At 56.3% G+C, this 26,446-nt stretch carries 28 protein-coding genes and 1 tRNA gene; 13 read left to right on the forward strand and 16 right to left on the reverse strand.

Features of this window, described 5'->3' with window-relative positions:
• Window positions 1-153: 153 nt before the first annotated feature.
• Window positions 154-636: a 23S rRNA (pseudouridine(1915)-N(3))-methyltransferase RlmH gene (rlmH, locus tag GGD50_RS27165; RefSeq protein ID WP_107109897.1), complete on the reverse strand. Its 483-nt coding sequence runs from the start codon at window positions 634-636 to the stop codon at window positions 154-156.
• A 115-nt stretch (window positions 637-751) separates the two neighbouring features.
• On the reverse strand, window positions 752-1,198 hold the full coding sequence (rsfS, locus tag GGD50_RS27170) for a ribosome silencing factor (RefSeq protein ID WP_107109958.1): 447 nt from the start codon (window positions 1,196-1,198) through the stop codon (window positions 752-754).
• A gap of 274 nt (window positions 1,199-1,472) precedes the next feature.
• Here rsfS and GGD50_RS27175 point away from each other — a divergent pair, with 274 nt between their 5' ends.
• Entirely contained in the window at window positions 1,473-1,865 is a 393-nt protein-coding gene (locus tag GGD50_RS27175) for a winged helix-turn-helix domain-containing protein (protein WP_107109896.1), read from the forward strand.
• Window positions 1,866-1,871: 6 nt separating this feature from the next.
• Here the strand turns inward: GGD50_RS27175 and modC are convergent, their stop codons facing one another.
• The 7 genes from modC to obgE form a co-directional block, all read right to left on the reverse strand.
• Window positions 1,872-2,945 carry a molybdenum ABC transporter ATP-binding protein gene (gene modC, locus GGD50_RS27180; protein ID WP_107109895.1) on the reverse strand — a complete coding sequence of 358 codons (1,074 nt, stop codon included), beginning with the start codon at window positions 2,943-2,945 and terminating at the stop codon, window positions 1,872-1,874.
• Complete coding sequence (gene modB, locus GGD50_RS27185) at window positions 2,942-3,643, reverse strand: molybdate ABC transporter permease subunit (protein WP_107109894.1); 702 nt, start codon at window positions 3,641-3,643, stop codon at window positions 2,942-2,944. The genes modC and modB overlap by 4 nt, the downstream gene beginning before the upstream one ends.
• 87 nt (window positions 3,644-3,730) lie before the next feature.
• Window positions 3,731-4,528, reverse strand: coding sequence for a molybdate ABC transporter substrate-binding protein (modA, locus tag GGD50_RS27190; protein WP_107109893.1), 798 nt, complete (start codon window positions 4,526-4,528; stop codon window positions 3,731-3,733).
• A 678-nt stretch (window positions 4,529-5,206) separates the two neighbouring features.
• Window positions 5,207-5,788, reverse strand: coding sequence for a nicotinate-nucleotide adenylyltransferase (locus tag GGD50_RS27195; RefSeq protein WP_245407539.1), 582 nt, complete (start codon window positions 5,786-5,788; stop codon window positions 5,207-5,209).
• Between the two features lie 37 nt (window positions 5,789-5,825).
• Window positions 5,826-7,109, reverse strand: a complete 1,284-nt coding sequence (locus GGD50_RS27200; protein ID WP_107109891.1) for a glutamate-5-semialdehyde dehydrogenase — start codon at window positions 7,107-7,109, stop codon at window positions 5,826-5,828.
• On the reverse strand, window positions 7,102-8,271 hold the full coding sequence (proB, locus tag GGD50_RS27205; RefSeq protein ID WP_107109890.1) for a glutamate 5-kinase: 1,170 nt from the start codon (window positions 8,269-8,271) through the stop codon (window positions 7,102-7,104). Before proB ends, GGD50_RS27200 begins: the two co-directional genes overlap by 8 nt.
• Window positions 8,268-9,389 (reverse strand): GTPase ObgE, encoded by a 1,122-nt coding sequence (gene obgE, locus GGD50_RS27210; protein ID WP_107109889.1) that lies wholly within the window; start codon window positions 9,387-9,389, stop codon window positions 8,268-8,270. Before obgE ends, proB begins: the two co-directional genes overlap by 4 nt.
• A 181-nt stretch (window positions 9,390-9,570) precedes the next feature.
• On the opposite strand from obgE, the gene GGD50_RS27215 reads away from it, so the two are divergent.
• The gene (locus GGD50_RS27215) at window positions 9,571-10,422 is read left to right on the forward strand and encodes an endonuclease/exonuclease/phosphatase family protein (RefSeq protein ID WP_107109888.1); all 852 of its coding nucleotides are present in this window, start codon (window positions 9,571-9,573) and stop codon (window positions 10,420-10,422) included.
• 44 nt (window positions 10,423-10,466) lie between these two features.
• Here the strand turns inward: GGD50_RS27215 and GGD50_RS27220 are convergent, their stop codons facing one another.
• The 4 genes from GGD50_RS27220 to rplU all read right to left on the reverse strand — a co-directional run bounded on the left by GGD50_RS27220 (window position 10,467) and on the right by rplU (window position 12,432).
• Complete coding sequence (locus GGD50_RS27220; RefSeq protein ID WP_107109887.1) at window positions 10,467-11,054, reverse strand: GNAT family N-acetyltransferase; 588 nt, start codon at window positions 11,052-11,054, stop codon at window positions 10,467-10,469.
• On the reverse strand, window positions 11,051-11,686 hold the full coding sequence (locus GGD50_RS27225) for a GNAT family N-acetyltransferase (protein ID WP_107109886.1): 636 nt from the start codon (window positions 11,684-11,686) through the stop codon (window positions 11,051-11,053). The genes GGD50_RS27220 and GGD50_RS27225 overlap by 4 nt, the downstream gene beginning before the upstream one ends.
• A gap of 126 nt (window positions 11,687-11,812) precedes the next feature.
• Window positions 11,813-12,082: a 50S ribosomal protein L27 gene (rpmA, locus tag GGD50_RS27230; RefSeq protein ID WP_028753734.1), complete on the reverse strand. Its 270-nt coding sequence runs from the start codon at window positions 12,080-12,082 to the stop codon at window positions 11,813-11,815.
• A gap of 32 nt (window positions 12,083-12,114) precedes the next feature.
• Window positions 12,115-12,432, reverse strand: coding sequence for a 50S ribosomal protein L21 (gene rplU, locus GGD50_RS27235; RefSeq protein ID WP_028753733.1), 318 nt, complete (start codon window positions 12,430-12,432; stop codon window positions 12,115-12,117).
• Between the two features lie 307 nt (window positions 12,433-12,739).
• On the opposite strand from rplU, the gene GGD50_RS27240 reads away from it, so the two are divergent.
• The 4 genes from GGD50_RS27240 (at window position 12,740) to GGD50_RS27255 (ending at window position 16,798) form a co-directional block, all read left to right on the forward strand.
• Window positions 12,740-12,829, forward strand: a tRNA-Ser gene (locus GGD50_RS27240).
• A 77-nt stretch (window positions 12,830-12,906) separates the two neighbouring features.
• Window positions 12,907-14,529, forward strand: a complete 1,623-nt coding sequence (locus tag GGD50_RS27245; protein ID WP_107109885.1) for a site-specific integrase — start codon at window positions 12,907-12,909, stop codon at window positions 14,527-14,529.
• Between the two features lie 288 nt (window positions 14,530-14,817).
• Window positions 14,818-15,732, forward strand: coding sequence for a hypothetical protein (locus tag GGD50_RS27250; RefSeq protein ID WP_146144010.1), 915 nt, complete (start codon window positions 14,818-14,820; stop codon window positions 15,730-15,732).
• Between the two features lie 370 nt (window positions 15,733-16,102).
• Window positions 16,103-16,798: a hypothetical protein gene (locus GGD50_RS27255; RefSeq protein WP_146144009.1), complete on the forward strand. Its 696-nt coding sequence runs from the start codon at window positions 16,103-16,105 to the stop codon at window positions 16,796-16,798.
• On the opposite strand, the gene GGD50_RS27260 is transcribed toward GGD50_RS27255, so the two are convergent.
• Window positions 16,768-17,391, reverse strand: coding sequence for a hypothetical protein (locus tag GGD50_RS27260; RefSeq protein ID WP_107109882.1), 624 nt, complete (start codon window positions 17,389-17,391; stop codon window positions 16,768-16,770). The two genes, GGD50_RS27255 and GGD50_RS27260, sit on opposite strands and share 31 nt — an antisense overlap.
• A gap of 298 nt (window positions 17,392-17,689) precedes the next feature.
• Between GGD50_RS27260 and GGD50_RS27265 the strand changes: the two genes are divergently transcribed.
• Window positions 17,690-18,250: a recombinase family protein gene (locus tag GGD50_RS27265; protein WP_107109881.1), complete on the forward strand. Its 561-nt coding sequence runs from the start codon at window positions 17,690-17,692 to the stop codon at window positions 18,248-18,250.
• Window positions 18,251-18,409: 159 nt separating this feature from the next.
• Here GGD50_RS27265 and add read toward each other — a convergent pair whose 3' ends face one another.
• Window positions 18,410-19,399, reverse strand: coding sequence for an adenosine deaminase (gene add, locus GGD50_RS27270; RefSeq protein WP_107109880.1), 990 nt, complete (start codon window positions 19,397-19,399; stop codon window positions 18,410-18,412).
• Between add and GGD50_RS27275 the strand changes: the two genes are divergently transcribed.
• From GGD50_RS27275 to GGD50_RS27300, 6 genes are all read left to right on the forward strand, one after another.
• Window positions 19,399-20,010, forward strand: a complete 612-nt coding sequence (locus GGD50_RS27275; protein WP_210318970.1) for a non-canonical purine NTP pyrophosphatase — start codon at window positions 19,399-19,401, stop codon at window positions 20,008-20,010. The two genes, add and GGD50_RS27275, sit on opposite strands and share 1 nt — an antisense overlap.
• Window positions 20,000-20,818 (forward strand): SIR2 family NAD-dependent protein deacylase, encoded by an 819-nt coding sequence (locus tag GGD50_RS27280; protein ID WP_107109878.1) that lies wholly within the window; start codon window positions 20,000-20,002, stop codon window positions 20,816-20,818. Before GGD50_RS27275 ends, GGD50_RS27280 begins: the two co-directional genes overlap by 11 nt.
• 16 nt (window positions 20,819-20,834) lie before the next feature.
• Window positions 20,835-22,964: a GNAT family N-acetyltransferase gene (locus tag GGD50_RS27285; protein ID WP_146144008.1), complete on the forward strand. Its 2,130-nt coding sequence runs from the start codon at window positions 20,835-20,837 to the stop codon at window positions 22,962-22,964.
• A gap of 1 nt (window position 22,965) precedes the next feature.
• Window positions 22,966-23,394: an ASCH domain-containing protein gene (locus GGD50_RS27290; protein ID WP_181316115.1), complete on the forward strand. Its 429-nt coding sequence runs from the start codon at window positions 22,966-22,968 to the stop codon at window positions 23,392-23,394.
• A 153-nt stretch (window positions 23,395-23,547) separates the two neighbouring features.
• Window positions 23,548-23,835, forward strand: a complete 288-nt coding sequence (locus tag GGD50_RS27295; protein ID WP_107109875.1) for a ribbon-helix-helix protein, CopG family — start codon at window positions 23,548-23,550, stop codon at window positions 23,833-23,835.
• Window positions 23,832-25,577, forward strand: a complete 1,746-nt coding sequence (locus tag GGD50_RS27300; protein WP_107109874.1) for a hypothetical protein — start codon at window positions 23,832-23,834, stop codon at window positions 25,575-25,577. The genes GGD50_RS27295 and GGD50_RS27300 overlap by 4 nt, the downstream gene beginning before the upstream one ends.
• A 436-nt stretch (window positions 25,578-26,013) precedes the next feature.
• Here the strand turns inward: GGD50_RS27300 and GGD50_RS27305 are convergent, their stop codons facing one another.
• Window positions 26,014-26,322 carry a hypothetical protein gene (locus GGD50_RS27305; protein WP_107109873.1) on the reverse strand — a complete coding sequence of 103 codons (309 nt, stop codon included), beginning with the start codon at window positions 26,320-26,322 and terminating at the stop codon, window positions 26,014-26,016.
• Between the last annotated feature and the right edge of the window lie 124 nt (window positions 26,323-26,446).

Raw genomic sequence — 26,446 nt, forward strand, 5'->3', positions numbered from 1 at the left:
ATCGCGTGAAATTAAACCGGTTTGGCGCGATTATCTAGGAAGCATCATCAATTTTGCGGCGGGAATCAAAACACGCCTGTGTGAGCGTTCCGTTAACGCAAAATATCGGAAAGCCAAACTGTTTTCGAGCTTTTCGATTCCAAGCAGAAGACATCAAACCCGGTGGTACGGGTGGCCGGACAGAATGGTGACGGCGCGGTAGAGCTGTTCGGCGATGAGAATGCGCACAAGCTGGTGCGGCCAGGTCATTTTGCCGAGGCAGATGGTCGCGTCGGCCTTGTCGTAAAGGGAGGGGTCGAGACCGTCGGCACCGCCGATGGCAATCGTAAGATCGCGCTTGCCCTGATCGCGGAATGTGCCGAGCAAAGTGGCAAAGGCTTCGCTGTCTAGCGCCTTGCCGCGCTCGTCGAGGAGGATGAGGACGCCGCCGTCCGGATGCGCTTTCTGCAACAGGACCGCTTCTTCGCGCTTGCGCGTCTCGCCGTTGGATGCGCGGCTTTCGGCGACTTCGGTCATGCGCGCCAATTCGAGGCCGATTGCCGGACCAGCCTTGGCGAAACGGTCGAGATAGCGGGCCGCAAGATCCTTTTCAGGGCCGGTTTTCAACCGTCCCACGGCAAAAAGACCTATCCGCATTCCCGCTCCCAAGCATATCCGCCATCATGGCGGCACAAATATAGATCGTTGCCGGACAAACATGTCCGGCGATTCGATACTACTAACCGGGACCGGGAATAATGCCCGGAACAGGTTAGTGCAGCGTGCCTTCGTCGAGATCGGGTGCTGCCCACATCTTTTCGATGTTGTAGAACTCGCGAATCTCGGGACGGAACACGTGAATGATGATGTCACCCGTGTCGATCAGCACCCAGTCGCCGCCTTCCAGGCCTTCGACGCGGGCATTGCCCAGGCCTTCGTCCTTGAGGTCGGTGATCAGATGGTCGGCGATCGCCAGGACATGCCGGTTCGAGCGTCCGGAGACGACGACCATGTGGTCTCCAAGCGCGGACTTGCCAGCAATGTTGATGGTGACGATATTTTCGGCCTTGGAGTCCTCGAGGCTTACGAGGACGGCTTGCAGGGCGCGGGCAGCGGCATCGACGCCACGTTCCGGGCTCTTCGGGATAACGACAGGCGTTCTTCCCTTGGCGTGTACTGTTGTCAGTGCTCTTCCTTCCTTGAGTAACAGAACAGGCACATGATCTGAGTCGATCACGCCTTAAAGATAGGCACCAAAGCATTAAGGTTTCAAGACGCTGGTTGTCATCTATTGGACGTAAAGACAAGCTTTTGTGGTATTTTTCACCGCTTTCGCACCATATATGGGCAATTGTCCACGCAACTCCTCAACGGAGGCGCCAACTCACGTTAGGTGATGTAAAATTCGGCAGAGGCCGCCGCCCTCCCGCTTCCCATGTACAGGCGAGCCAAGGACGCGTATACACAGGAGCAGATCGAAACGCTCCGACGCCATGACCAAAGCCCCGCAACAGTCCCTGAAGCCCATTCTCCGGATCAATTTTCCGGGACAGGACCGGCTTGGTCGCGGCAAGATGGAACTGCTTGAACATATTCGCGAAACCGGCTCGATCTCGGCGGCCGGCCGGGCCATGGACATGTCCTATCGCCGCGCCTGGCTGCTGATCAGCGAATTGAACCATATGTTCCAGGAGCCGGTGGTCGAATCCCAGCGCGGCGGCCAGAATGGCGGCGGCGCTGCATTAACGCCGTTCGGCGAGGAATTACTGCGGCGGTTCCGCGGCATGGAGAACTCTGTACGGGCAGCGATTGCCGGCGATCTCGAATGGCTGGAGGCCAATCGCAACCCCGCAGAGGCCGCCGCAGAGCCGCAAACAGAGTCCTGATCGCGCTTACGATTCGAGCGCTACGGTCTTGATGACCGCATGGACGGGCAATCCGATCTGCAGACCCAACCGTTCAGACGAAAACTGCGTGATGCGGGCAAGTACGGTGTCGCCGCCGCAATCCACCTTTACTTCCACGGTGCCGTCGGCGGCTGTGCCAATGGCAAGCACCCGGCCTTCGAGGATATTGAGGGCGCTGAGACCTTCTGGCCGCGCCGTTGCCAGTATGACGTCGCGGGCGGGGATATGGACGCGAACGGTCTTGCCGATTGCAGCCGCTTCGCCGGGTACGAAGAGCTTTGCCGCTCTCAGCGCCACGATGGTCAGGCGGTGCTCGCGGTCGATATGTTCCACGCGGCCTTCGAGCAGAACGCCGGCTTCGCGACGGTCGATAGCCTGCGGGCCGGAAAGCTGGCTGAAGATGTCGACCGCCGCTCCCGTTGCCTCCACCTTGCCGTCGCGCATCATAACGACACGGTTGGCCAGCCGCGCTACCTCGGCGATGGAATGGCTGACATAGATGATCGGCACCTTCGTCTCGTCGCGGAGCCGTTCGAGATAGGGCAGGATCTCGGCTTTGCGGGCCTCGTCGAGTGCGGCCAGCGGTTCGTCCATCAGCAGCAACCGCGGTGACGACAGCAGGGCGCGACCGATGGCGACACGCTGCTTTTCGCCGCCGGAAAGTTTCGCAGGCCGTCGATCGAGAAGCGTTTCGATGCCGAGGAGATCGACGACTCCATCGAAGCTTTCGCTGCGTGCGCTCTTCGGCGCGAACCACCGGCCGTAATTCAGGTTCTGCCGCACGGAAAGATGCGGAAACAGCCGCGCTTCCTGAAAGACATAGCCGAAATGGCGGCGGTGGCGCGGGACGAAGACATCGGCGTCGGTATCTGCGAGCACTGTGCCATCAAGGTCGACGCGGCCATGATCGGGTTGGATCAGGCCGGCGATGATGCGGATGATCGAGGTCTTGCCGGAGCCGGAGCGGCCGAACAGGGCCGTGACGCCGCCGTCGGAAGTGAAAGCGGCCTCGAGCGAGAAAGCGCCCAATCGATGGCGGATGTCGACGGTCAGCGTCATTCCCAATCCACCCTCTTGCCGGCGAGATAAGCGAGGAATTCGGAGGCGAGCAATGCCACCATGGAAATGACGATGGCGACGATCGTCAGCCGCAGCGCACCGGCATCGCCGCCGGGAACCTGCGTAAAGGTGTAGATCGCCGACGACAGCGTCTGTGTTTCGCCTGGAATGTTGGAGACGAAGGTGATGGTGGCGCCGAATTCGCCCATGGCCTTGGCGAAGGACAGGATCATGCCGGCGATGATGCCGGGCAGGATCAGCGGCAAGGTCACGGTGAGGAATATCCAGAGCGGGCTGGCACCAAGCGTACCAGCGGCCTCCTCAAGTTTGCGATCGACCGCTTCGATCGACAGGCGGATGCTTCTGACCATCAGCGGAAAGCCCATCACGCCGCAGGCAAGTGCTGCGCCGGTCCAGCGGAAGGAGAAGACGATACCGAGATATTGGTCGAGCAAAGCACCGATCGGGCCTTTGCGGCCAAAGAGGATGAGGAGGATAAAGCCGGTGACGACGGGCGGCAGGATCAGCGGCAGGTGGATGATGCCGTTGAAGATCGATTTACCCCAGAATTTACCGCGCGCAAGCACCATCGCGGCGGCAATGCCGAAGGGCAGGCTCACCAGCATGGCGACGGTCGAGACGCGCAGGCTCAGCTCGATCGCCGTCCATTCATCGCTGCTCAAACCCAATGCGTCCAAGTCCGGCCTCGCAAAGACATGTCAGGCCCGCCATTAGCCGGCGAGCCTGTAGAGATGAGCTTTTTGCCTACGGTCGAGCGATAGCGCTCAGCGCTTCAGAACCGTAAAGCCTTCATGCTCGAAGAACGGAACAGCCTTAGCCGATTTCAGATAATCGACATAGGCCTGCGTGTCTGGATTGGTGCTGCTGGCCGTGATCGCGATCGGATAGATGATCGGCGGATGGCTGTCTTCCGGAAAGGTGCCGACGACGGCGACGCCCGGATCGGCGGAAACGTCGGTCTGGTAGACGATGCCGTAGGGCGCTTCGCCGCGTGAAACCAGCGCGAGCGCGGCGCGCACGCTTTCAGCACCGGCGACCTTCTTCTCGACGGAAGACCAGACGCCAAGCTTTTCCAGCGCCGCTTTGCCGTATTTGCCTGCCGGCACCGATTCCGGCTGGCCGATCGCCAGGCGTCCATCGCCGAGAAGGCCTGCAAGGTCCATACCCTGCTTCACCTCGACGGGCTTAGCCTTGTCCTTGGCGGAGACGAGAACGATCTTGTTGCCGAGCAGGTTGACGCGGCTGTCGTCCTTGATCAGCTTTTTCTTGGCGACATAGTCCATCCAGTCGGTGTCGGCGGAGATGAAGACGTCGGCCGGCGCACCGTTTTCGAGCTGCTTGGCCAGAGGTCCGCTTGCTGCATAGGAGACGGTGACCTGCTTGCCGGTTTCCTTGGTGAAGGCAGCGTCGATGTTATCCAGCGCGTTTTTCATGCTCGCAGCGGCAAAGACGGTGATCTTGTCGGCGGCAAAGGCCGGCGCAGGAATTGCGGATATGCCAAGCCAGGCGGCGGAAAGGGCGGCGATTGCAAGTTTGATCCATTGGCGGCGGCTCGAGGCCATCATGCTTCTCCCGAAAGGTGTCGTCGTATTGCGAGAGATATAACGACCGAAGAAGCTTGGCTAGGGATATATTTTGGAAAACATAGCGTTGTTGAGGGACGTAACTCTACGAATTTTATAGGGATTTGCCTTTGGGGCGCATATTGGGCTGCTTTGTTACTGCAGAAATGCATGGCTTGATTCGCTCAGCGCACTGGCAAACGCTCACGGCGTAAGACGTAACGTTAAGAATCGTGCAATTTCACAGGAGTTTTCAGGCGTGCTATTCTTGAGACAGCCCAGGGTTCCTGGTCAGATCATGAAAAAGAAGCGTTTTTGGGCAGATCGTTTTCATAGCTATGATGATAATGCATTGCTGCATTGCGCTATCAGCGTTTTATCATTTGGTCAAATCTGCTAAAACATAATCATCGAAACGGCGATCTCCTCCTCCCAATGCCTTTCGATATGGATCAGCAACTCTCCTCCTCCCAGTTGCTGATCAGGTTTGAAAGCCCGACGGATCTCCTCCCCCGTCGGGCTTTTTCATTTTGGAGGTTTTTCCGAAAAATTTAGAGTCGATATTGCGTCCAGAGCGGTCCAGCGTTTCAAGGAATTGCCTTCCCGCTCTATCCCTTTGTTTTGACGCATTCCGGACGGAAAACCGCTGCGCACTTTTCCTGGAACTGCTCTAAGCGGTCATTGTGCTGCGCGCAGGGCGGTAGAGCTCAATGTCGAGCGCCGGCCGTGGATGAAGGTCCAGGCGGGCGCCGGTTTTTTCCACAAGACCCGGGCGTCGTCCTCGTCGACGCGCGCGTAGTGAAACGTCTTGGCCATTTTTGCGGAGAGATAGGACAGCGTCGATCCCGGCCGGTCGATGACGGCGATCGGAAAGGTGCGGGCAATCTCCTGCCATTTCTGCCAGCGGTGAAACGTATTGAGGCTATCGGCGCCCATGACCCAGATGAAGTGAACGTGGGTATTGCGCGCCTTGACGTAGGCGAGCGTATTGGCCGTGTAGCTCATACCGAGCGTCTGCTCGAAAGCCGTCACCTTGATGCGCGGATCATGGGTGATCGCCTCGCTGAGCGCGATGCGTTCGGCAAGCGGCGCGAGATGATTACGGCTCTTCAGCGGATTGCCCGGCGTTACCATCCACCAGAGTTGGTCGAGGCCGAGCCGGCGGAGTGCGATTTCAGCCACCAGGGCATGGCCCTGATGCGGCGGATTGAAGGAGCCGCCGAAAAGACCGACTACCATGCCGCGTTCGGCATGTGGCATGCGCTGATAGCGGTAATCGATCTCTTCTCTATGCACGTCAGGCCCGTATCTGTCCGGTGCCGCGCACGCGATATTTGAAGGAGGTAAGCTGTTCCACGCCGACCGGCCCGCGCGCATGCATCTTGCCGGTGGCGATGCCGATCTCCGCGCCCATGCCGAACTCGCCGCCATCGGCAAATTGCGTCGAGGCGTTGTGCAGCAGGATCGCCGAATCGATCTCGGTGAAGAAGCGTTCGACGACTGCGGCATCCTCGGCAATCACGGCTTCGGTGTGGTTCGACGAATATTTGCCGATATGGGCGATGGCGCCGGAAATGCCGTCGACCAGCGCGACCGAGATGATCGCGGCCAGATATTCGGTCGACCAGTCCTCTTCCGTTGCCGCCTTGAGGCCGGGCATCAGCTTGAGCACATCGGCGGAACCGCGGATTTCGCAGCCTGCCGCGGCAAGGCCATCGAGCAGCGGCTTCAAATGGGTGGAAGCGACCTTCGAATCGACCAGCAGCGTTTCGGCCGCGCCGCAGATGCCCGTGCGGCGCATCTTGGCGTTGACGACGATGGATTTAGCCATTTCCAGATCGGCCGAGGCATCGATGTAGATGTGGCAGAGGCCTTCCAGATGCGCGAAGACCGGCACGCCTGCCTCGGTCTGGACGCGAGCGACGAGGCTCTTGCCGCCGCGCGGCACGATAACGTCGATATTGCCTTCGAGGCCGCGCAGCATGGCGCCGACGGCGGCGCGGTCGCTGACGGGCACGAGCTGAATGGCGTGCTCCGGCAGGCCCGCCGCCTTCAGCCCTTCGACCAGGCATTCATGAATCGCCTGGGACGACCGGCGCGAATCGCTGCCGCAGCGCAGGATCACGGCATTGCCGGCCTTCAGGCACAGCGCGCCGGCATCGGCGGTGACGTTCGGCCGGCTTTCGAAGATAACGCCGATGACGCCGAGCGGGGTGCGCGCACGCTCGATCTTCAGGCCGTTCGGACGATCCCAGGCGGCGATGACTTCACCCACGGGATCGGCCAGTGCGGCGATGGCGCGAATGCCTTCGGCCATCTCGATGACGCGCTTGTCGTTCAGCGTCAGGCGATCGACGAAGGAGGCGAGCATATCCGTGCCTTCGACGTCTTTCAGGTCCTTGGCGTTCTCGGTAAGGATATGATCCTTGCGGGCCAGAATGGCATCCGCCATGGCTTCCAAGGCCTTGTTCTTGCTCTCGGTCGAAGCGAAGGCCAGAGGTCGCGACGCAGCCCGGGCCTTGCGGCCGATATCGTTCATCAAAGTATCGATGTCGGGGCTTTGTGCGACGGTATCAAGCATGGGCTTCATCCTTCTTCAATTTCTCGGCCTTCGTCTTGACGGACGCAGTCATGACGAGGTCGTCGCGGTGCACCATGGCGGCGCGGCCGGGGTAACCGAGGATCGCCTCGATCTCCGTCGACTTGCGGCCGGTGATCTGGCGGGCCTCCTCGGCATCGTAACCGACAAGGCCACGGGCGATTTCCCGGCCGGACGGGCCGATGACGGCAATGGTGTCGCCGCGGCTGAAATGGCCGACGATGCTGCGCACGCCGGCGGGCAGCAGGCTCTTGCCGGCTCCGAGCGCGGTGACGGCGCCCTCGTCGACATGCAGCTCACCGGCCGGCTGCAACTGTCCGGCAATCCAGGTCTTGCGGGCGGTGACCGGCGTGCCCGAAGGCGCGAACCAGGAGGAGCGCGCGCCGTTTGCGATGGCGTTCAACGGCCGATCCGTCTTGCCCGAGGCGATGATCATGGCGCAGCCGGCGCCGGTCGCGATCTTGCCGGCATCGATCTTGGTGCGCATGCCGCCACGCGACAGTTCCGAAGCGGCGCCGCCGGCCATGGCTTCGATGTCCGGCGTGATCTCGGCGATCGTTTCGAGGAATTTTGCCTGCGTATCGAGATGCGGCGGAGCAGTGTAGAGCCCATCAATGTCGGACAGCAGGATCAACAGGTCGGCGCCGGTCATGGTGGCGACGCGGGCGGCGAGGCGATCATTGTCGCCATAGCGGATTTCGCTGGTGGCGACCGTGTCGTTTTCGTTGATGATCGGCACGGCCCTGATCTTCAGGAGCTGATTGATGGTGGCGCGGGCGTTGAGATAGCGGCGGCGCTCTTCGGTGTCGCCGAGCGTCAGCAGGATCTGGCCGGCGACGATATCGTCATGCGACAGGCTTTCGGACCAGGCGCGCGCCAGAGAAATCTGACCGACGGCGGCCGCTGCCTGGCTTTCCTCCAGCTTCAGCGCGCCGGAGGGCAGGTCGAGCACGGATCGGCCGAGCGCAATGGCGCCGGAGGAGACGACGAGGACATCGACGCCTTTGGCCTTCAACCCGGCAATATCGGCGCACATGCCATCAAGCCAGGCCTTCTTCAGGCCTGCCTTGCGGTCGACGAGAAGGGCGGAGCCGATCTTGATGACGATACGGCGGTAGCGCTCGAGTGGCTTGCGGGCAGTCATCCCTGATAATCCCCGTCGTCACTGAGGCGCCCATGATCGCCTTCATCTTCGTCCGCACCGGCGGAGGGCTGCATGTCGCGGTGGCGCAGCTTCGGCGCTTTCGCCGGCTTCTCTTCCTGGATGCCTGCATTCGCCTCGACGATCACGTCACGCAAAGCGCGCAGCACCTCGGTCATGCCGCTGCCGGTGATGGCGGAAATGCGGAACGGCGTCTTGCCGCAGGCGCGCGCCAGTTCGCGGGTCTTCTTCTTCAGAGTTTCGTCGTCCAGCACGTCGATCTGCGACAGTGCGACGATCTCCGGCTTGTCGGTGATGTCGTTGCCATAGGCTTCCAGCTCGTGCTTGACGGTCTTGTAGGCCTTGCCGACCTTTTCTTCCTGGGCGGAGACGAGATGCAGCAGCACGCGGGTGCGCTCGACATGACCGAGAAAACGGTCGCCGATGCCCACACCCTCATGCGCGCCTTCGATCAGGCCGGGAATATCGGCCAGAATGAATTCCTGGCTGTCGATGGTGGCGACGCCGAGATTGGGATGAAGAGTCGTGAACGGATAGTTGGCTATCTTCGGCCGGGCGCGGCTGACGGCGGCAAGGAAGGTCGACTTGCCGGCATTCGGCAGGCCGACGAGACCGGCATCGGCAATCAGCTTCAACCGCAGCCAAATGGTCTTTTCCTCGCCCGGCAGGCCGGGATTGGCCCAATCGGGCGCCTGATTGACCGAGGATTTGAAATAGGCGTTGCCGAAGCCGCCATTGCCGCCGGCGGCGAGACGAAAGCGCTGGCCCTCCTGCGTCAGGTCGCAGATCAGGGTTTCTTCGTCTTCCTCGAAAATCTGCGTGCCAACCGGGACCTTCAGCGTCACGTCGGCGCCCTTGGCGCCGGCGCGGTTCTTGCCCATGCCGTGCATGCCGATCGTGGCCTTGAAATGCTGCTGATAGCGGAAATCGATCAGCGTATTCAGCCCGTTGACAGCCTCGACCCAGACATCGCCGCCGCGGCCGCCATCACCGCCGTCGGGACCGCCGAACTCGATGAATTTCTCACGCCGGAAGGAGACGCTACCCGCGCCGCCATCACCAGACCGAATATAGACCTTTGCTTCGTCGAGAAATTTCATTTTACTTCCGTCACTCGGTATTGGCGCATAACCCCTGAGATCGAATGGGATTCAAGAAAGCCTCTGCGCTCTTTTCAATTGTTACCGCGTCCTCTGCATGTCCGCCAGGACAGGCGGCGCGGTCATTTGCCCGTCATGTCGCCTTCGATATAGGCCGTTCAGCCGGAGGTCAAAGATTATCGTGAAGTTGGTGAGCTATAACATCCAGTACGGCTTCGGCCTCGACGGTAGATATGATCTCGAACGCATCGTCGCCAACCTTGCGGGCGCCGATATTATTGCCTTGCAGGAGGTAACCCGCGGCTTCGCCCGCAACGGCGGCATCGACATGGTCGCGGCGATCGAAGCGTTGCTGCCCGGCTATTACTCCATCTATGGGGTGGGGATGGACCTGCTGCCGCTCGGCGCCGGTCCACGCGATCTCCGCTTTCAGTTCGGCAATATGGTGCTGTCGCGCTGGCCGATCGTTGCGACACGGACGTTGCTTCTGCCGCGCAGCCGCACGCTTTCCAAACTCAATCTGCAGCGCGCTGCCGTCGAGGCGGTGATCCATGCGCCCGGCGCCGCCATCCGGGCCTATTCCGTGCAGCTCGACCACGTCTCTCCGGACGAGCGCATCCGCCAGATCCACTGTCTTCGGGATCATGCGATCAACTTTGCGCGCGATGGCGGTTCGCTGACAGGCGCAATCGAGATCGACCTCCCCGATCCGCCGCTGCCGGAGGATTTTGTCCTGATGGGCGATTTCAACATGGTGCCGGAATCGCCGGAATATTGTGCGCTTGCCGGCCTGAAAGACGCCTTCTACGGCCGTCTGCCGCGCTTCGACGTGCCGACCGACGCGCTCGATGCCGCCGGCTGGCTGAAGCCGGAAGCTTATAGCTGGATGGATCCGAACGATCGTAGCAAGCGCATGCATCTCGACTATTGCTTCATCAGTTGCGGGCTCAGTGATCGTCTGCGATCGGCCCATGTGGATATCGATGCGGAAGGGTCCGATCATTTTCCGGTGTGGATTGAGATCGACGGATAAAGGTGTCATCGCCGGACAGAGCCGGCGATGACTGTTTCGGGGCCTCATGCCGCCTGCGAGAGCCGCAGCGCGCCCGGCTTCAGCACGGTTTCGATATGCGGAACCATGGTGTTGCGGGCGAAGCTGTAGACCTCCGCGCAGCCGATGATGTCGAAGCCGAGCTTCTGCTGCAGCTTCAACGACGCCGGATTGTCGGCGAAGACGCCGGAGAACACGGCGACCTCGGGCATGCGACGGGCGAAGCGCTCGAGCGCGGCCGCGACAGCCTCGCTCATGATGCCGCGCCGCCAGTAGTAGCGGTTCAGCCAGTAGCCGAGATGCCAGCGGCCATGCCGGAGATCGATGCCGACGCAGCCGATATGGACATCGTCGCGCTCGGTGATGGCCAGCATCCAGTCGCTCTCGAGGCCGGCGGTGCGCGGGATCAGCCAATCCAGCGCATCCTGTCGGTCGTATGGCACCGGCACACGGGCCAGCATGCGGGTGACGGCGAAATCCGACAGGGATTCCGTCATCGAGTCGGCGTCGCCGAGCCGGTGCGGGCGCAGCGTCAGCCGCTCGGTCCGGATGACCGGCGTCGGTCCGGGCGTCAGGGGCCTGACGTCACGGCGGGGGAGGATGGCGGCGTTCATCTCAGACCTCCCCAGCTACGCAATGACATCCAGGTCTTGCGGTCGAGCCGGTACCATTCGACCGATACCGTGCTGCCAAGCGCCAGCGATGCGGCAAGGCCGGATCCCTGGAACTGGAAGCCGCACTTCTGCAAGACTCGCCTGGAGGCGACGTTCATCACCCGGCAACGGGCATCGATCTGGGCGACGTTTTCGCGCGTCCGGAAGACCATGTCGATCAGGGCATGGGCGGCTTCCGTCATGTAGCCCTTGTTCCAATAGGGCTCGCCCAGCCAATAGCCGATCTCGACGGTCTCTGGGTCGGCCGTCGGCTCGACGCCGCAGCAACCGAGAAAGGCGCCGTTTTCGGCTTTGGTGATCGCATAGACGCACTTGCCAATCTCGCCAAGCTTCGTGCGTCGCACGAAATCGGCGGCATCATTGGTCGTATACGGGTGCGGCATACGCGATACCATTGTGGCGACGTTGGCGTTGTTGGCGAGATGGGCAAGGGCGTCAATGTCTTCTTCGTGGGGCGCGCGCATGACGAGCCTTTCCGACAATAAGACAGGGCAATCGGTCCTTAACCGCTCCGGCCTCAGCCGTTCTTCGGGAGACCTCGATTGGTCTTCCCTTAACAATTCGCCTTGCATGGTTCAGTCCTCCTGGTTGGGGTAAAGAAAAAGGGGAGATGGCGCCCCATCTCCCCTTTTTTCTTGACTGAACCTGATGCGTCAGCCGGGTCGATGAGACGCCGGCTGTTTTAGAGCGCTACCGGCTTATTCCGCTGCTTCCGCTTTCGGCATTACAGATACGTACACGCGGCCATTGGCCTTCGTACGGTAGTTCACGTTGCCCGCCGTAAGCGCAAAAATCGTGTGATCCTTGCCGAGGCCAACGTTGGAACCCGGATGCCACTGCGTACCGCGCTGACGCACGATGATGTTGCCTGCGAGGACGGCTTCGCCGCCGAACTTCTTCACGCCAAGGCGCTTGGATTCGGAATCGCGACCGTTGCGCGAGGAACCGCCAGCTTTTTTGTGTGCCATTGGAGTTCTCCTTTAAACCTTGATCCCGTTACTTACTTGGCAGCCACGATGTCCGTGATACGGACGACCGTGTGATGCTGGCGATGGCCGCGCGAACGCTTCGAGTTCTGACGACGGCGCTTCTTGAAGGCGATGACCTTCTTGCCGCGGTTGTGCTCGACCACTTCGGCCTTGACGGAAGCGCCCTTGACGAAGGGAGCACCAATCGCAGCGTCGGCGCCTTCGCCGATAACGAGGACTTCGGTGAATTCTACGGTGTCGCCGGCGGTGACTTCCAGCTTCTCGATGGTCAGCACGTCGTTTGCTGCCACACGGTACTGCTTACCGCCGGTCTTGATGACTGCGAACATTTTTTATCCTTTCATGTTCGTTCCGGCTCTCTCACCACAAAGGCGAGCGGCCGTCTTTTTATCAGTCTAAATTTAGCAGGGATTTCAAAGGCTTGCGGCCTCGAAAAGGATCTGCCGGTGAAGCCCCGCACAAAGCAGGGCGGCCAAGGCACGGACTTATCCACACCTATTGCGTCGCACGGGATATATAAGGGCCTGTGATCTGTCAAGGCAAAAGGATGAAAAGCTTGAATATTCACCCTTGCCATCCCATCCTTCTCTCGCTATGAGACAGCCCGCGCTGAGAAACGCGCCGACCAGCATAACCGGAGAGGTGGCAGAGTGGTCGAATGCACCGCACTCGAAATGCGGCATGCCTGCAAGGGCATCGTGGGTTCAAATCCCACCCTCTCCGCCATCGCTGTACCACTGAATTTCCCTTATGAACGGGCGCTGTGACTGGGCATTGTACCACACGATGTACCAGGAAATTCGATGTATTTTACCCAGTCTGCTGGCCGCTTTCGGTTCCAGATTCGCGTGCCCCGCGACCTAGTTGAGCAGCTTGGAAGCACCCCCCTTCGCATTACACTCAAGAGTGCTGGCGTTTCGGCAGCGAAAAAAACTGCGCGTTTACTTGCCGGTCATGCGGAAGGCATATTCATTACGGTTCGAAACAACGGACCGATAAATATGACAATTCCGGACATGCGTGGCGTCATCATCGATCAACTTGTTGATCTCCTTGAGGCCACTTATGACGAAGCGATCTCCACACTCGAACTACAGCAGGAGGTGCGCAGGAAAGAAATTAAAGCTCTGACGTTGAAGCATTATAACGAACAAATTCGACAGCATTCTGCCACCGCGATCAAAATCAAGGAAGTCGGTGAGCGAATCGAAAGGCTACAGAAACAGGCCGATCAGATGGGCTCCAATGGTATGCAAGGCGTGAAGGCAGACCTGGATGGTCTTGCAAGATTGGTCGCCCTGTCTTTAGACGGCGGCCCCCAACGCCCTCTTCTATCGGAGTCATTGGAGCAATGGACGAATGAAATCCGGTATCATGAGGGCATTGACCCGAAAAAAGTTCGGACGGACCAGAACCGGATAAATGATTTCAAGGAATTTGCTGGTGACAAACCAGTGAACAAGTATGAATTTTTTGATTTCCAAAAATTCGCGAGCCTCCTGGCACGTGTCCCATCCAACTACTCAAAGCTTCCTGAATTAAAGGGAAAAACCAGGCAAGAGGCCGCTGACTACAACAATTCTTTAAGTCCCGAGGACAGACTGGATACACTCGCTGGAAAAAGTATTGAGGATAATTACCTGTCACCGTTGAGAATGTTTTTCCGTGACATGGCCGCACAATATCAGTTTCGTTCTCCATTGACCGACGTGATCATCCGAATTCCTAAAGACGCAAAGGAATCTGTCGACCGCGTCCCGTTCGAGGTGGAAGACCTCAATGCCTGGTTTGCACATGCAGCGACACTATCGCGGCCAGACCACAAGTGGCTTCCGCTTCTCGGTACGATCACCGGAGCCCGGGTCGGGGAGCTGGTTTATCTCCAGGGGAAAGATGTCTATCCGATGATCGGTGCCAGTGGGCAGCTTTACTGGGTCCTCGATCTGCGGACGGATTTGATTGACGACGATGGCGGCAAGGAAAAGCGGCAGCTTAAGAATAAGCCGAGCCGCAGGTTGATCGCCTTACATGAAGTCTTCGAAGAGACGGGCTTTATCAAGTACGCCCGCGACAGAGATGCCACACAATGGGTCTTCCCGGCAGCTTTCTGGTTCAACAAGGGGGAGGTCAAAGACCCAGCTGATGCCGCCAGCAAGCGCATGAACAATATGTTGAAAAAAGTTGGGATTCATAAAAGCATCGAAAGCACGTTTCATAGCACGCGCCACAACGCGAAAGACGCTATGCGGCTGGCTCGCATCGATGAGCGCACAAGCGATCTACAAAGCGGCCATCGCCTGTCTTCCGTGTCCCAAAACTACGGAAAGAAACATCTTAAAACCGAAGAAGTTGAGGTGCTACGTGCGATGCCGCTACCGCCGGGCCTCGATCTTTCACCCTACCTGCAAAAGAGAGAACGGTACTAACCCCCCGCCTAGTCGTGAGGCCGCCCAAACTTGACTGTTGCCACAAATGCTCTGACCATTTGAAACAGTGACAATTTGGGCCGCCTCGTGACCCTTCGACAATCTCCTTATGCTGCGGCCTCGGCCTTGGCAAAACGCTTACTCGCCATCGGGATTAATCCATTCCAATCCGAGGTGGAACGATATGTCGTCTTAATAGGAGGGGGGGCTGGCGAAATCCTGGATTGGGGGCGACCGCTACGCGGAACCCGCTTTTTCGGCCCCAACGCTATCCGCAAGGATCGCCCCATGGTGGCTGATTTTGAAGCGTTTGCAAAACAAGATGGTCTGTGCGACTGCGTGTTTTGGTGCATTGGTCTTACGGGAGCCAAAGCCCATCCGGATCGCCTTGATAAAGCGTTAAAGGGCTTCAACGACAGGATCAATATTGAGTTCAGCGAACTGCGAAAAAGTGGGAAATTCGAGGTACTCCTACTCGTGATCCATCCGCGATACGATGATGTCTCGGGGCTTTTCGATTTGCACGCGCATTTTATTGCCAGGGTCCCAAAGGAACATCGCGAGGCCGTGGCAAATAGGTTGCGCCTGAAATTCAGTAAGCACGATTTCTCAAACAGTCCGATCCGCAAGGCGGGTGCAGTTGCAACCTACATGCTTTGGGGCGTCTTCCGGAATAAAGCAATGATTCAATGGCCTGATCATGCCCTGCAAGCTGCTTGGAAGCTCACAGAAGGCCGTTTCAAGTTTGTTAGGGCCGGAGGGGCCTTCGCTCAATGGAGAGCGTCAAAGTCGCCACTTAGGGAGAAAACCGGTCAGAGAGTTGACGACGACAAGAAGCGCCGTAACCGGGCCGAGACTACCGATAGTCGGCAGCGGGTTACCAATGGGGACCGGCTGCTCTCCAAGATTGTCATGACCATCCGTGGAGTGCGGGTCCCTGCACTACTCTTCGAAACGGCACCTTCCATGGTTCCCGCGCGGGGGCAGCCCGCCCGGGAGTATTCTTCAGCGGCTAATGTCGTATCTCAGGGAGAGGCCTTGGGGGTGGGACCGACGATTCCGCTAGAGCTGGCTCGCCCACCGTCCCATCGAATAGCAAATGGCCTTAGAAGGGCCTGCAGCTGGACCAGGGCGCTAACGTTATCGTGGAAGCGGAAAATTGAGAGAACCGGGAAAACCCTCCTCAAACACCTTCTTTGCTGATAGCGGCTCCTCACACGTCGCCAACAAGGTTGAGGCAATATTGACGGATCATCTTCTAGTATGCTGTTCTCGTCCTGCGGGTAATCGTGTTGGGGAAAATGACTTACAGAAGAGTGGAAAGTCCTACGCAGACTTCAGCGGATGCGATTGAGCAAGTCAAAACTGGCGAGATTTGGGGCGGTGTACCGCGCGGCGGTATGGAGCCTACGGTTCAAGCCTACGTCGGCCCACTGGTAAACCGCCGGGGCATTCAGTTCGAAAGCGATATCCCTCCTGAACCCGGTGGCAGTTCGCCGCTTGAAGCCAGATGGTATTACTCGCGCACGCCGGGCGTCTCGCACCGAGTGAACGCAAAAGGCGAGGACATGGCTTGTATCACAGCAACTGTTATCAATATGCAGCCCTGATCATGATAAAAAAACGAAAACAATCACTCGGCCCTATGGTTTCTCCGCAAGCGATTATGTGGAGACCAATCACCTATTTCAGCGACGCCGTGTTCAACGATGAGGATGAGCTGGATCACTTCAAGTTCGTCGGTTACACGGAAAATAATACACCCTTCGATATCCGCGCGTATCTAGGACACCCGCCGCAAACCGTCACCCTATATCTTCCCAGCGAAATCAATCAGGATGACGCCATACAGGAGCAGATAGAGACAGCCATCCGAGCACTCGATATTCCGGAAAGTGCTCTTGCGTGGAGGCGGGGGCAACAAATCCAGTATGGAGAACTCACGCGGCAGGCTCAAGATCGCTTGAGAGAACCCGAGGCAAGGGTGCTTGTGCTAAAAATAATATCCACATTCTCCGGCCATCAGGCTAGCACTGGGAAAATAAAGGACCGCGTGCCAGACTTTTACGACCTATCAAACGACGACCTCGCGCCTTCACTGACTCGAAAAGGTGAGGCAATATGGAGGCAAATCATTGGGAACGTGAAGGTCCATCATAAAGGCAGCAAAAGTATCTTCACCCAAGGCTTGGCGGAGATTATCCCCGGCGGGATAAAGCTGACAGATAAAGGGTACGATTATTTGAAAAGCATCGGGTTCGCATCCTGATCCGAAAACCTTGCCTTGTAGCCAAGAGGAAGCCATTTCAGCTCAGAACTGCCATGATGGTCCTTGTCCCAAACGAACCAAGCATAGGCAGTGGTACCTGATCCTTTTTGGACGCTACCTGACGGGTAGAAGGTAATTCTCTCGCTGAATATCCATACCCTTGCTGGCGGTGTGTCTTTAAAAATCGTTCGCTGACGATTAGCACCTTCCAGAAACGCAAGCCGCAACAGCATCGCAAATTTCCTTCGCGATTTCGCCGTACCCGAGGCAACAAAGCCTTCAGCAGAGTTATATGGTGGATTGGTGATTATATTCTCGGCTATGTGGTCTGCCTCAAGAAAATTTACACCAGCTTTCCCATAGCCACGATCATACAGATCGGATGCGAAAACGGGATTGCCGTATTCCTCAATCACCTTGGCCATGGCCCCATCGCCGCATGCGGGCTCCCAAACGTCACCTGCGAAGTGCTCGTTGTCCATCAATGCGTGTGTTGCCCACCCAGGAGTTGGAAAAAAGTCCGGCCCCTCAAGATCGGCAAACCGTTTTGTCGTGGGTTTAAAACCGCCGTTTAGATTGTAGGTCGCGTCCATAAATCAATCCATCTGTAATGGCCTGAGTGTCTTTGGAAACGGCACCCAAGGCAACGCTCCAAACGTGAACATTTAGCGAACATACAGGCGTTTGTGAAGTAGCGTAGGCCGAAATCCCAGCCGGGACGTTCGCTCAATGAGCCGACGGTCGTCCGAACCACCGGTTCAGGTGTCTCATTGGGCCTTGCCCATATGACACTGGGAGGGCGCGACGTTTTGAAGTGCCACATGAGTGGTCGTTGACCTTTGATACTGCCCGCCTCATGATGTTTCAGAGCCTATTGGAACCTAAGCGCATATGACATCAGCAATTGTCGGCTACGCACGAACCTCCACCATCGATCAGACAGCTGGATTTGAGGCGCAATTACGCGACTTGGAAGCGGCAGGCTGTCACCGTATTTTTAAGGAGCAGCTCTCCTCTGTCGACACCAAGCGGCCGGACCTGGAGCGGGCAATCGACTACGTGCGGGAAGGTGACACGCTGGTTGTGACCAAGCTAGACCGGCTCGCGCGTTCCATGCCTCACCTCGTCGAGATCACCGCGAAGCTGAAGGCCAAGGGCGTTGAGCTGAAGGTGCTCGCCCTCAATCTGGATACATCCACGTCCACCGGAAAGCTGATGCTCAACTTGCTGGGATCAATCGCCGAGTTCGAGCGGGAGCTAATGCTTGAACGGCAACGGGAGGGCATTTCAAAAGCGAAGGCCGAAGGTAAGTATCAGGGCCGTGCTCCTACCGCTCGTCGCAAGTCCGCTGACGTGCGCAGGCTTAAGGCAGAGGGGAAGACAGTCGCTGGGATTATGAAGGAACTGGGTGTGAGCCGGTCGAGTGTCTTTAGGGCCTTGCGGGAGGAGTGATCGACCCAAAACCGCCAGCTGGTTTGGAGGCACGAGAATATTCGACGGATTCGTTTATGCCGCTCATAACCTTCGTTTGCATGACACAGTCTGAGTCATGAATTTATAGGCGGCAAGCAGTCACTTATCCCGTCACTAATTCAATGCTCCAAATACGTTTCAGTGACCAACCTTTTGACGAAGTCTCATCTTTGTATCGCTTCGACCGAAAGACATGTCGATTGAATCGAGCGTGATCTGCAGGAGCTGACTGGCGGAGAGACCGAACGACTTTTCCGCGATTGAATACTCTCGGTTTGGGGTGGTGTTGAAAAACGCGGGGTCGTCCGTCGCGAGCGAGATTTTGCATCCAGCAGCAAGCATTTCGCCCAGGGGATGTTTTAACCGCGAATAATGTGGCGCTAGCGCGAAGTTGCTCGACAGACATACCTCAAATCCGACATTCCGTTCTACGAGTCTCTCTAGGACGGCCTTATCTTCGCTGGCCCTTATTCCATGCCCCACACGCGATAGATTCAGTTGCTCCACAGTATGCAAAACTGAAGCGGCGTCACGCCATTCCCCGGTATGTGCGGTCAGGCCCAGACCAGCTTCCCCAGCGACTAGGAATGCTCCCTTAAACTCCGCTGCGTCAAATAGTAGTTCATTACCTGTCAAACCGAAGCCAATTACAGCAGGTGACAAATTTTGAACCGTCTGCTCGGCCATAGCAACGGCCTCATCTGGTCCACGGTGGCGTACGCAAGTCACTATCAACCCGCCTTCGATACCAGCTTCGTGACGAGCGTGTTCGAATGCCGTCTCCATGGCATTGATCTGCTCTCCAAAAGGAATGCCGTTCAGGACCGAGTGCCCGGGCGACAACATCAATTCCACGTAAATCGTACCCTCTGACGCGCATCGCTTCAGGTAAGATATCGCTATTGCGTAAAGGTCCTCGGCGGTGCGGACCACTCTTCCAATCTGATCGTAGACGTTCAGAAATTCCTCGAAATTACTCCAAACATACCCTTCGTCCGGTTTCAGGTACCGGTTGGCTATATGGACATGGTTCTTTTTCGCCAAGGTGAGGGCAGTTGATTGATCGATGGTGCCGCGAAGGTGGACATGAAGATCAATAGTGGGAAGGTTTCCCCCAGGAGGAGCCATTGCAGTTTTTCCGTCGCGAAGTTAGTGGTGTTTTTCTGAGGAGATACAACATGCGATTGCGCTTTATGTCTAGAAATGAGTTCAAGATCAAGGAGGTTAAATCGATCCTTGAAGCCTCCGGCGTTGAGATTGTGGCGGTCGATGCCGCTATCGATGAGATACAAACTGACAACGTCGAAAAACTTGTCAAAGACAAATGCATAAAGGCTTTTCAGAAGGTCGGTCGGCCTCTGTTTGTGGAGCATACAGGTCTATACATCAACGCGCTGAACGGATTTCCAGCAGGCCTCACCCAGGTATTCTGGGACACTCTAGAAGCTGATCGCGTCGCAGCAATCTTCGGTCAAATGGCGGACACAAGCGTCATCGCTAAGACCCAGATTGGCTTTTGTGACGGAAAGAACGTCTTCCAGTTCGAGGGGGCGATCTCGGGCAAGATTTCGCCTGAGCCACGAGGAAATCGGGATTTCCAGTGGGACTGTATCTTTGTTCCCGACGGTTACGATAAGACATTTGCCGAACTTGGGGATCAGAAGAACAGCATATCAATGCGGAAGCGGGCCCTGGAAAGTTTCCGGACCTATCTGGAGGAACGTGTCAGTGCTCGATGAATTGATTCAGTCAATCGCTAGTAAGAATGTGATCCTCTTTGTCGGCGCGGGTGTTTCAAAAAACCTTGGAGCGCCGACCTGGGCTGAGCTGATTGACCACATGGGTAGAGAATTGGGTTACGATCCCCAGGTGTTTGGCGCTCGTGGTGCAAGTTATCTTACGCTTGCTGAGTTCTACAGATTGGAAAAAGGCTCAATCGGGCCTCTTCGAAGCTGGATGGATAAGAATTGGAACGTTGACGACGAGGTCTTACGCAAGTCCGAAGTGCATAGGCTGATTACCGAAATCGGCTTTCCTATTATATATACCACCAACTACGACTCGAATATTGAAGCATCTTTTAAATTGCACAAAAAAGAACATATAAAAATTGTGGATGTGAGAGATATATCTAGGATTGAAGATGGACATACTCAAATAGTGAAGTTTCACGGAGACTTCGAAAACGACGACTCTATAGTTCTGACGGAAACTGATTATTTTGAAAGGCTGACGTTCGATTATCCTCTGGACGTTAAGTTAAGGTCGGATGCGTTAGGTAAAACGATATTGTTTATTGGTTACAGTCTGACTGACATGAATATCCGTTTGTTGCTCCACAAAATTTGGAAAACTTGGCAGATTTCGGGACATGCAAAATATCGACCCAGCTCCTACGTCTTCTTGCCGACGCCAGACCCAATCCAGGAAGTCGTACTCCGGCAATGGGACGTTAAGGTTATAAGCGAGGATTCTCCTGAGCCAGGGCAGGCGCTCGAAGCTTTCCTTAATCGGCTTCTGCCTCCGTCGGCGAAGGTTGCAAGCTAGTGTACGAGGTGCGTTGGTGAGCCAGCTTCAATTGTCGCCAGTCCAAGATGTTGACACGCTTCTCGCCTTGGCAGGTCAGGTTCAGGCCCTGGCCGACAGTGAGAAAGAGTCCCTTGGCTTCTTGCCGGAAACGGCGATCAGAGAGGCTATAAGTCGGAGGCGTGTGATCGCGATGCTGGCGAACGCTGGCGCAGAAAATGAGTTCGCGGGATACCTTCTATATAGCGGTGTTTTCCCTCATGCCAAAGTTCAGCAAATTGCGGTTGTTCATAAGTACCGTGGCCTTGGGTTTGCGGGCGCATTGATGCGCACCTTCCTCTCGGAGTTGGAAGTCCGAGGCTTTATGACGGTTCGTGCTGATGTCGCCGCAGATTTGCCCTCAGCTCTCGCGTTTTACGCCCGCTCAAAATTTGAAATCGTTCGAGAACGAAGTGGCGGAAAAGCTCGCGGACGAACAATTTTGGTGCATATGCGAGAGCTTGAGACTGATACACTGTTCTCCATATCAAATCGTATCCCGCCCACGGGATTTGAATTAGGGCTTCGCCGCCGGAGTGCCGGTCAGTCACCGCTCTTTGCATTAGATTTGAATATCTTTCTGGACCTGGTTCGGAACCGGCAGCACAGTGATCAAGCTCGCCGGTTGTTTGGTGCTGCTCTGGCCCACGATATCCGTGTCGCGGTTTCTGACGAGTTCGTACGAGAGCTTCGCAGAAACTCCACTGATGTGAACAACGATCCGTTGTTGCAAATGGCCCTGAGCATGCCCCGGCTGCCTACGGCCGAAGTCGACAATCAAGCCCAGCTTCAAGAAAAGGTGCATGACCTTGTGTTCGTCAGGAGAGGGCTGCGAAGCTCCGGTACGGCGCAGGCTTTGAGTGATGCACGCCATCTTGCCCACGCGGCAATTGCTCGTGCGACTGCTTTCGTTACTCGGGACGCTGCTTTGCTTGATTCAAGAGATGAGTTGATCCGCAATTTTGGGATAGATGTGATTTCGTTAAATGAAATCATAGATTTGTTGCCCGTCGATGAAATTGCTTCCGCCGCTGTTGCAGTCGCGGGAGCTGGCTTTCAGGCCCAAGTATCATCCAGGGATGAGGCAGAAAAATATCTACGAGAAAACAATGTGGCTACGGCAACGAAATCATTCTTGGATTCCGTTTCTGAAACCAACGTCATATGGAAGATAGCTCAAGACCAGAGAATAGTCGCCCTGGGTTGGTTGTCGCTTAAACGTTCGATAATGCCATCAGGAAAACTGCTTGTTCACACCAGACCCGAGCATCAAAGCTCTGCTTTTTTCAGCGATTATTTGCTGGACTTCCTGGTACGCGAAGCATGTAAAGGCGGCCCCATTACGCTTGAGCTGGAGCAGCTTCCTGGGCAATCTATGGTTCACAGCATCGCGCGAGGCCAGGGCTTCACGAAGGGACCGGCTTCGCGGTTAATCAAGATTGCCGTGGGCAAACCCCTTGCTGAACAGAACTGGACCGCGTCTACAAAGGAACTACAGCGTCGTACAGGATTTACATTGCCCGCGAATTTTCCGACGAATGCGGACGCCATAGTTGCAGGATACGATCAGGACAGCGCCGGTTTGCTTCGTCCTGACGAACTAGAAAATTTGCTCAGCCCCACGATAATCGTTTGGCCCGGTCGTGCTGGAGTGATTGTGCCGATCACCAAACGTTATGCAGACGAACTTCTTGGCACAAACCGACAGCAACGGCTGTCCTTCATCGAAAGTATGGACGCCTCTTTCTTGACGAAGCGGGCATATATCAATAGCCCGAAAGCGGCAAAATTGATGCGACCCGATATGCCGATTATCTTTTACGAGTCTAAGAGGGATCGACAGGGAATTGGTGCGGTGGTCGCTGTCGCTAGGATCGTCGACGCAGTGATTTCGAAAAAACACGAGATTTCGGGAGAGGACAAGCGTCGCTTGGTCGTTGAAAATATTGCCGACTTTTCTGCAAGCGAAGATATTCTGTTGACGACATTTGACAATCTCATCCAGTTGCCAAAGCCTGTGCCGGTGAAAAGGTTGAGAGAGCTGGAATCCGTTGGTCGTGCCAATCTGGTGTCCCCAGTTGAGTTGCCAAGCGAGAAGATCGCCCAAATTCTCGCTGAAGGTTGGTAATTTGTCTGAAAATGCAATTATTTCAATTCGCCCCAAGTTTGTTCAGGCGATTGTTTCGGGTGTAAAGACGGTTGAGGTGCGGAGGCGGATACCTCCGATTCAAGCCGGAACAACTCTCTGGATTTATGCAACATTACCAATTGGCGCGGTGGTTGCCGTTGCTGTTGCGGTCCAGATTTTTCGAGGTCATCCGGACGAGTTGTGGGCCAGTTTCGGTGCTGAAACTGGTATAACTAAAGAAGATTTTGATAGCTACTTTGAAGGTACAGCGTCAGGCGTTTGTATTTATTTGGGACACGTGCGCGAAATATCACCCATTCCCATCAGGCAATTGAGATCGATGAGAGTTGGCTTCAATCCACCGCAAGTAATCTCAAAAATCACCGCTGAAGAAGCCCGTTTCCTTGAAGGCTTTTCGCGTCCAGTCTGACCTGATGCGTTTTCGACTTGCGGCCGACCAACATCCAGACAATCCTTGACGTAGGCACAAAATTTCGAGGGGCCTACGGCTGCCAGCCATGCGTCCGTGGACGCAGCTGACCAGGGGACTTTGCCCCCGTGGACCCCCAAAGGAACTTATAAATTGACCAAGGGCGCGATTGTAAAATTCCGAATTTCAGACGTCGACAAAGTACGGCTGGAGCATTTCGCGGATGAGGCCGGGAAATCTGTTTCCGCGATCATACGTTGCGCCATTAACGAAACCATGCGCGGGCGCGTTGCCGGTCAACAGCGACGAGAAGGCATTGCGAAATTGCGGCGTTCGACGAACTTAATGCTCGAAGCCTTTGCCGGAAAACCCATTGACGTCCCACGGCTCAAGGAAGTCGCCGCGCAGGTACGCAAGGATGCCGCCAGGGTCCTGACATGATCTGCATTATGGTCTTCAATATGATTATAAAAGCTATCCGATTTCGGACCAGCTCGAACGTAAAGAAGCTGATCAGCCATCTCAAAAATGGCAAAGACAACGACGACGTTGAATTCTTGAAGGGCACGGCAGCCGATATCGACGACATGCATCTCGATGCGTCTGCCAAGCGCTCAACATATTCCATTAGGCATTGGATCATTAACCCTCACGAAGCCACCACCAGGACGCAGATGCGCGAGGTGGTTGCGATGATCGCGGGAGAATTCGATTTCGATGTAGCGCGAGCGGTCATCGTTGAACATAAGAAGAAGCGTACTACCGCAGACGCCCATGCCGCTCACTGGCATGTCCTCGTCGGTGAAATTGATCCTGTTGCGGGTAAGGTGCTCAGTTGCTCGTTTGATCGGATCATCCATGAGCTTGTCGCTAGGTGGTCAGAATTCAAATTCGGGCACAGGTTTGTTCTGGGCAAACACACGAAGACGGTAATCGCCGGACTGCGAAAGCGCGGTGCTGTCGATGTGGCTTCAAGAATTGAAGCCGAGTTTGCCCAAACCGAGCTACCGATGGGCGAAGCATTCACGCAATCGCAGCACCAGGCGAAAAAGAGAGTTGGCATCGACCTGCCTGCAATCCGACAGGTTGTGAAGGCCGCAGTCGCCACCGCAACGACGAGGGCCGACCTCGAAGCTCTGCTAATGTCGAAATCATTGACCGTCGTTGCCGGTCAAAAAGAAGGGACGTGGATCGTAGAAGACCTGAATGGAAATGTGGTCGGATCACTTTCCCGCCTGAGTGGCAGACGTAAATCAGAAATCGATGATTTGATGAGGAATATCAGAAATGAATCAGCAAACAAACAAGGCGACCATCGAACAAGCAATCCTCAACGAGGCCCGAGAAATCCGAGCGCTCCTCGACAACTCGACCAATTCCGAGACGCAGGGCCTGGAAATGATGATCCAAATGCAGGGCAAGATTCTGGAGTGCCTCGAACAACTTCTGTCCCGGCTCGAATGCCTCAGTCAACCGCAGGCAGTGCGGTCTCTCCCGACTTGAAACCCACTGGGTGGATTCGAGGGCTTGGCGGACATCAAACACGTCTTTCTGAGCTTTTGGGGTGGGCGAACACGTTGGCTATGAAGCCTGCCGAGCGCGTGATGGCTGCGATATGGCACCTTGAGGAGCAGGCTCAATATGATTTCCATAGAGTGGTTCCCGACTTCAAGTTTTCTGAAACTGTCACCAAACTCCACGTTGATATCAAAAGCCTGGAAAGGAAGCTTTTAACGGCACGCGACCACCATTTTAATGCCGAGTTGCGGTTGCGAAAGGCTCCTCGGGTACGTTGGTGGCACTACCTTTTGTGCGTGGCTTTCATCGTAGAGCGCCGCTTTCGAACGCTGGAGGATGATGCAAGACAGGCGTCGGACCAGGTGTCGGGCTGTGAACGCCGCTTGCATAGGCTGAACTCGAAGGTCGTTGTTGAGGAAATCGCCGAAAAAAGACGTCATGAAGCTAAGATCAAGGAAATGGTCGAGCGCAAGCGGGAGGCCGGAGCGACTTTGGAATTGGTGGAAGCTGCCTATGGCATCCTGCGACTGCAGCCGGGGTTCGCGTTTGGTGGCACAGACTTCGTCCTTTCGAGAGCATGTGCTGTTCTTCAAGACAAGAAAGAAGCCGTCCTCAAGGCTTCAATGGCCGAGAACAATGTCATTTCGCCGGGACCGACTATCTGATCGAAGCTCCTCCCAAGCGGTAAACTCGAAGTCGGCTTCGGGCCTTGGAGATTTTTTGAAAAAGGGCGGTCTTAAGTGCGGATTGCCGGATGACCTGGCTCCCCAAGTCCCAGTTGTTGTCCGATCAATTGATGAACTCCCTAAGTTTTAGACGAAATCCACTAACCCCCTGCTTCACCTATAGGGGATTGCGTTAGGGGCTGCGCTACCGATTCATGCGGTCACGAGCCTTAGCAATCCTCAACTACTATCGCGGTGGTGCGCGAAAAGCCTGGTTCAACCTTTGACAACCGGTCGGAAAATGTGTACCAAAATGTGGACCCAGGCAGCGTCCCGTTTCACGGGAAATCAATGACTTACGGCTGTTTTGGGAGAGGGTCCCACCCTCTCCGCCATTTTTCGCTCAGCCGAGGCTGAGTTTAAGAGACATCACAGCCTAAGTGGCCGCTGGCGGACAAAGCACCATTGTCGGGATGGTCTTAAACTGTTTTAGCTTCGCATCGAATTGCTCACGATCAATGCCGGCTCTGGCCCATGCTTCTGGGGGCAGATCTGTGTTGAATGTTATGTCCGCGACCTTCGCGATGTTTCCTGCGTCATTTAACGCGAACGTTGTAACGATGCTTCCCGCCTTGAAGGTGGCAGTGATGGCGATTCGATGTGATCCAAGATCAGCTATCTTAACATCCTTCTGAACAATCTGCGTTTCTAGGCCGCTGACCCACACAAAATTGCCATCGCGCACAGCAAAAAAATCTCCGTTGCAGGATCTGCCTAGTTCAACGTTTTCGTGGTTCGAATCCTATCAGGCGGCGTCGGCGAGTTTATAGGACCATGTGTGGATGACGGGATGGCGATTGACGTCGTCG

It is taken from the genome of Martinezella paranaensis (genome assembly GCF_014200235.1).
Taxonomy (GTDB): domain Bacteria; phylum Pseudomonadota; class Alphaproteobacteria; order Rhizobiales; family Rhizobiaceae; genus Rhizobium; species Rhizobium paranaense.

Coding starts and splice junctions, on each gene's coding strand:
- rlmH (WP_107109897.1), bottom strand. CDS start 636: ATGCGGATAGGTCTTTTTGCCGTGGGACGGTTGAAAACCGGCCCTGAA.
- GGD50_RS27175 (WP_107109896.1), top strand. CDS start 1,473: ATGACCAAAGCCCCGCAACAGTCCCTGAAGCCCATTCTCCGGATCAAT.
- modC (WP_107109895.1), bottom strand. CDS start 2,945: ATGACGCTGACCGTCGACATCCGCCATCGATTGGGCGCTTTCTCGCTC.
- modA (WP_107109893.1), bottom strand. CDS start 4,528: ATGGCCTCGAGCCGCCGCCAATGGATCAAACTTGCAATCGCCGCCCTT.
- GGD50_RS27195 (WP_245407539.1), bottom strand. CDS start 5,788: ATGCCACATGCCGAACGCGGCATGGTAGTCGGTCTTTTCGGCGGCTCC.
- GGD50_RS27200 (WP_107109891.1), bottom strand. CDS start 7,109: ATGCTTGATACCGTCGCACAAAGCCCCGACATCGATACTTTGATGAAC.
- proB (WP_107109890.1), bottom strand. CDS start 8,271: ATGACTGCCCGCAAGCCACTCGAGCGCTACCGCCGTATCGTCATCAAG.
- obgE (WP_107109889.1), bottom strand. CDS start 9,389: ATGAAATTTCTCGACGAAGCAAAGGTCTATATTCGGTCTGGTGATGGC.
- GGD50_RS27220 (WP_107109887.1), bottom strand. CDS start 11,054: ATGAACGCCGCCATCCTCCCCCGCCGTGACGTCAGGCCCCTGACGCCC.
- GGD50_RS27225 (WP_107109886.1), bottom strand. CDS start 11,686: ATGCAAGGCGAATTGTTAAGGGAAGACCAATCGAGGTCTCCCGAAGAA.
- rpmA (WP_028753734.1), bottom strand. CDS start 12,082: ATGGCACACAAAAAAGCTGGCGGTTCCTCGCGCAACGGTCGCGATTCC.
- rplU (WP_028753733.1), bottom strand. CDS start 12,432: ATGTTCGCAGTCATCAAGACCGGCGGTAAGCAGTACCGTGTGGCAGCA.
- GGD50_RS27245 (WP_107109885.1), top strand. CDS start 12,907: ATGTATTTTACCCAGTCTGCTGGCCGCTTTCGGTTCCAGATTCGCGTG.
- GGD50_RS27250 (WP_146144010.1), top strand. CDS start 14,818: ATGGTGGCTGATTTTGAAGCGTTTGCAAAACAAGATGGTCTGTGCGAC.
- GGD50_RS27260 (WP_107109882.1), bottom strand. CDS start 17,391: ATGGACGCGACCTACAATCTAAACGGCGGTTTTAAACCCACGACAAAA.
- GGD50_RS27265 (WP_107109881.1), top strand. CDS start 17,690: ATGACATCAGCAATTGTCGGCTACGCACGAACCTCCACCATCGATCAG.
- add (WP_107109880.1), bottom strand. CDS start 19,399: ATGGCTCCTCCTGGGGGAAACCTTCCCACTATTGATCTTCATGTCCAC.
- GGD50_RS27300 (WP_107109874.1), top strand. CDS start 23,832: ATGATCTGCATTATGGTCTTCAATATGATTATAAAAGCTATCCGATTT.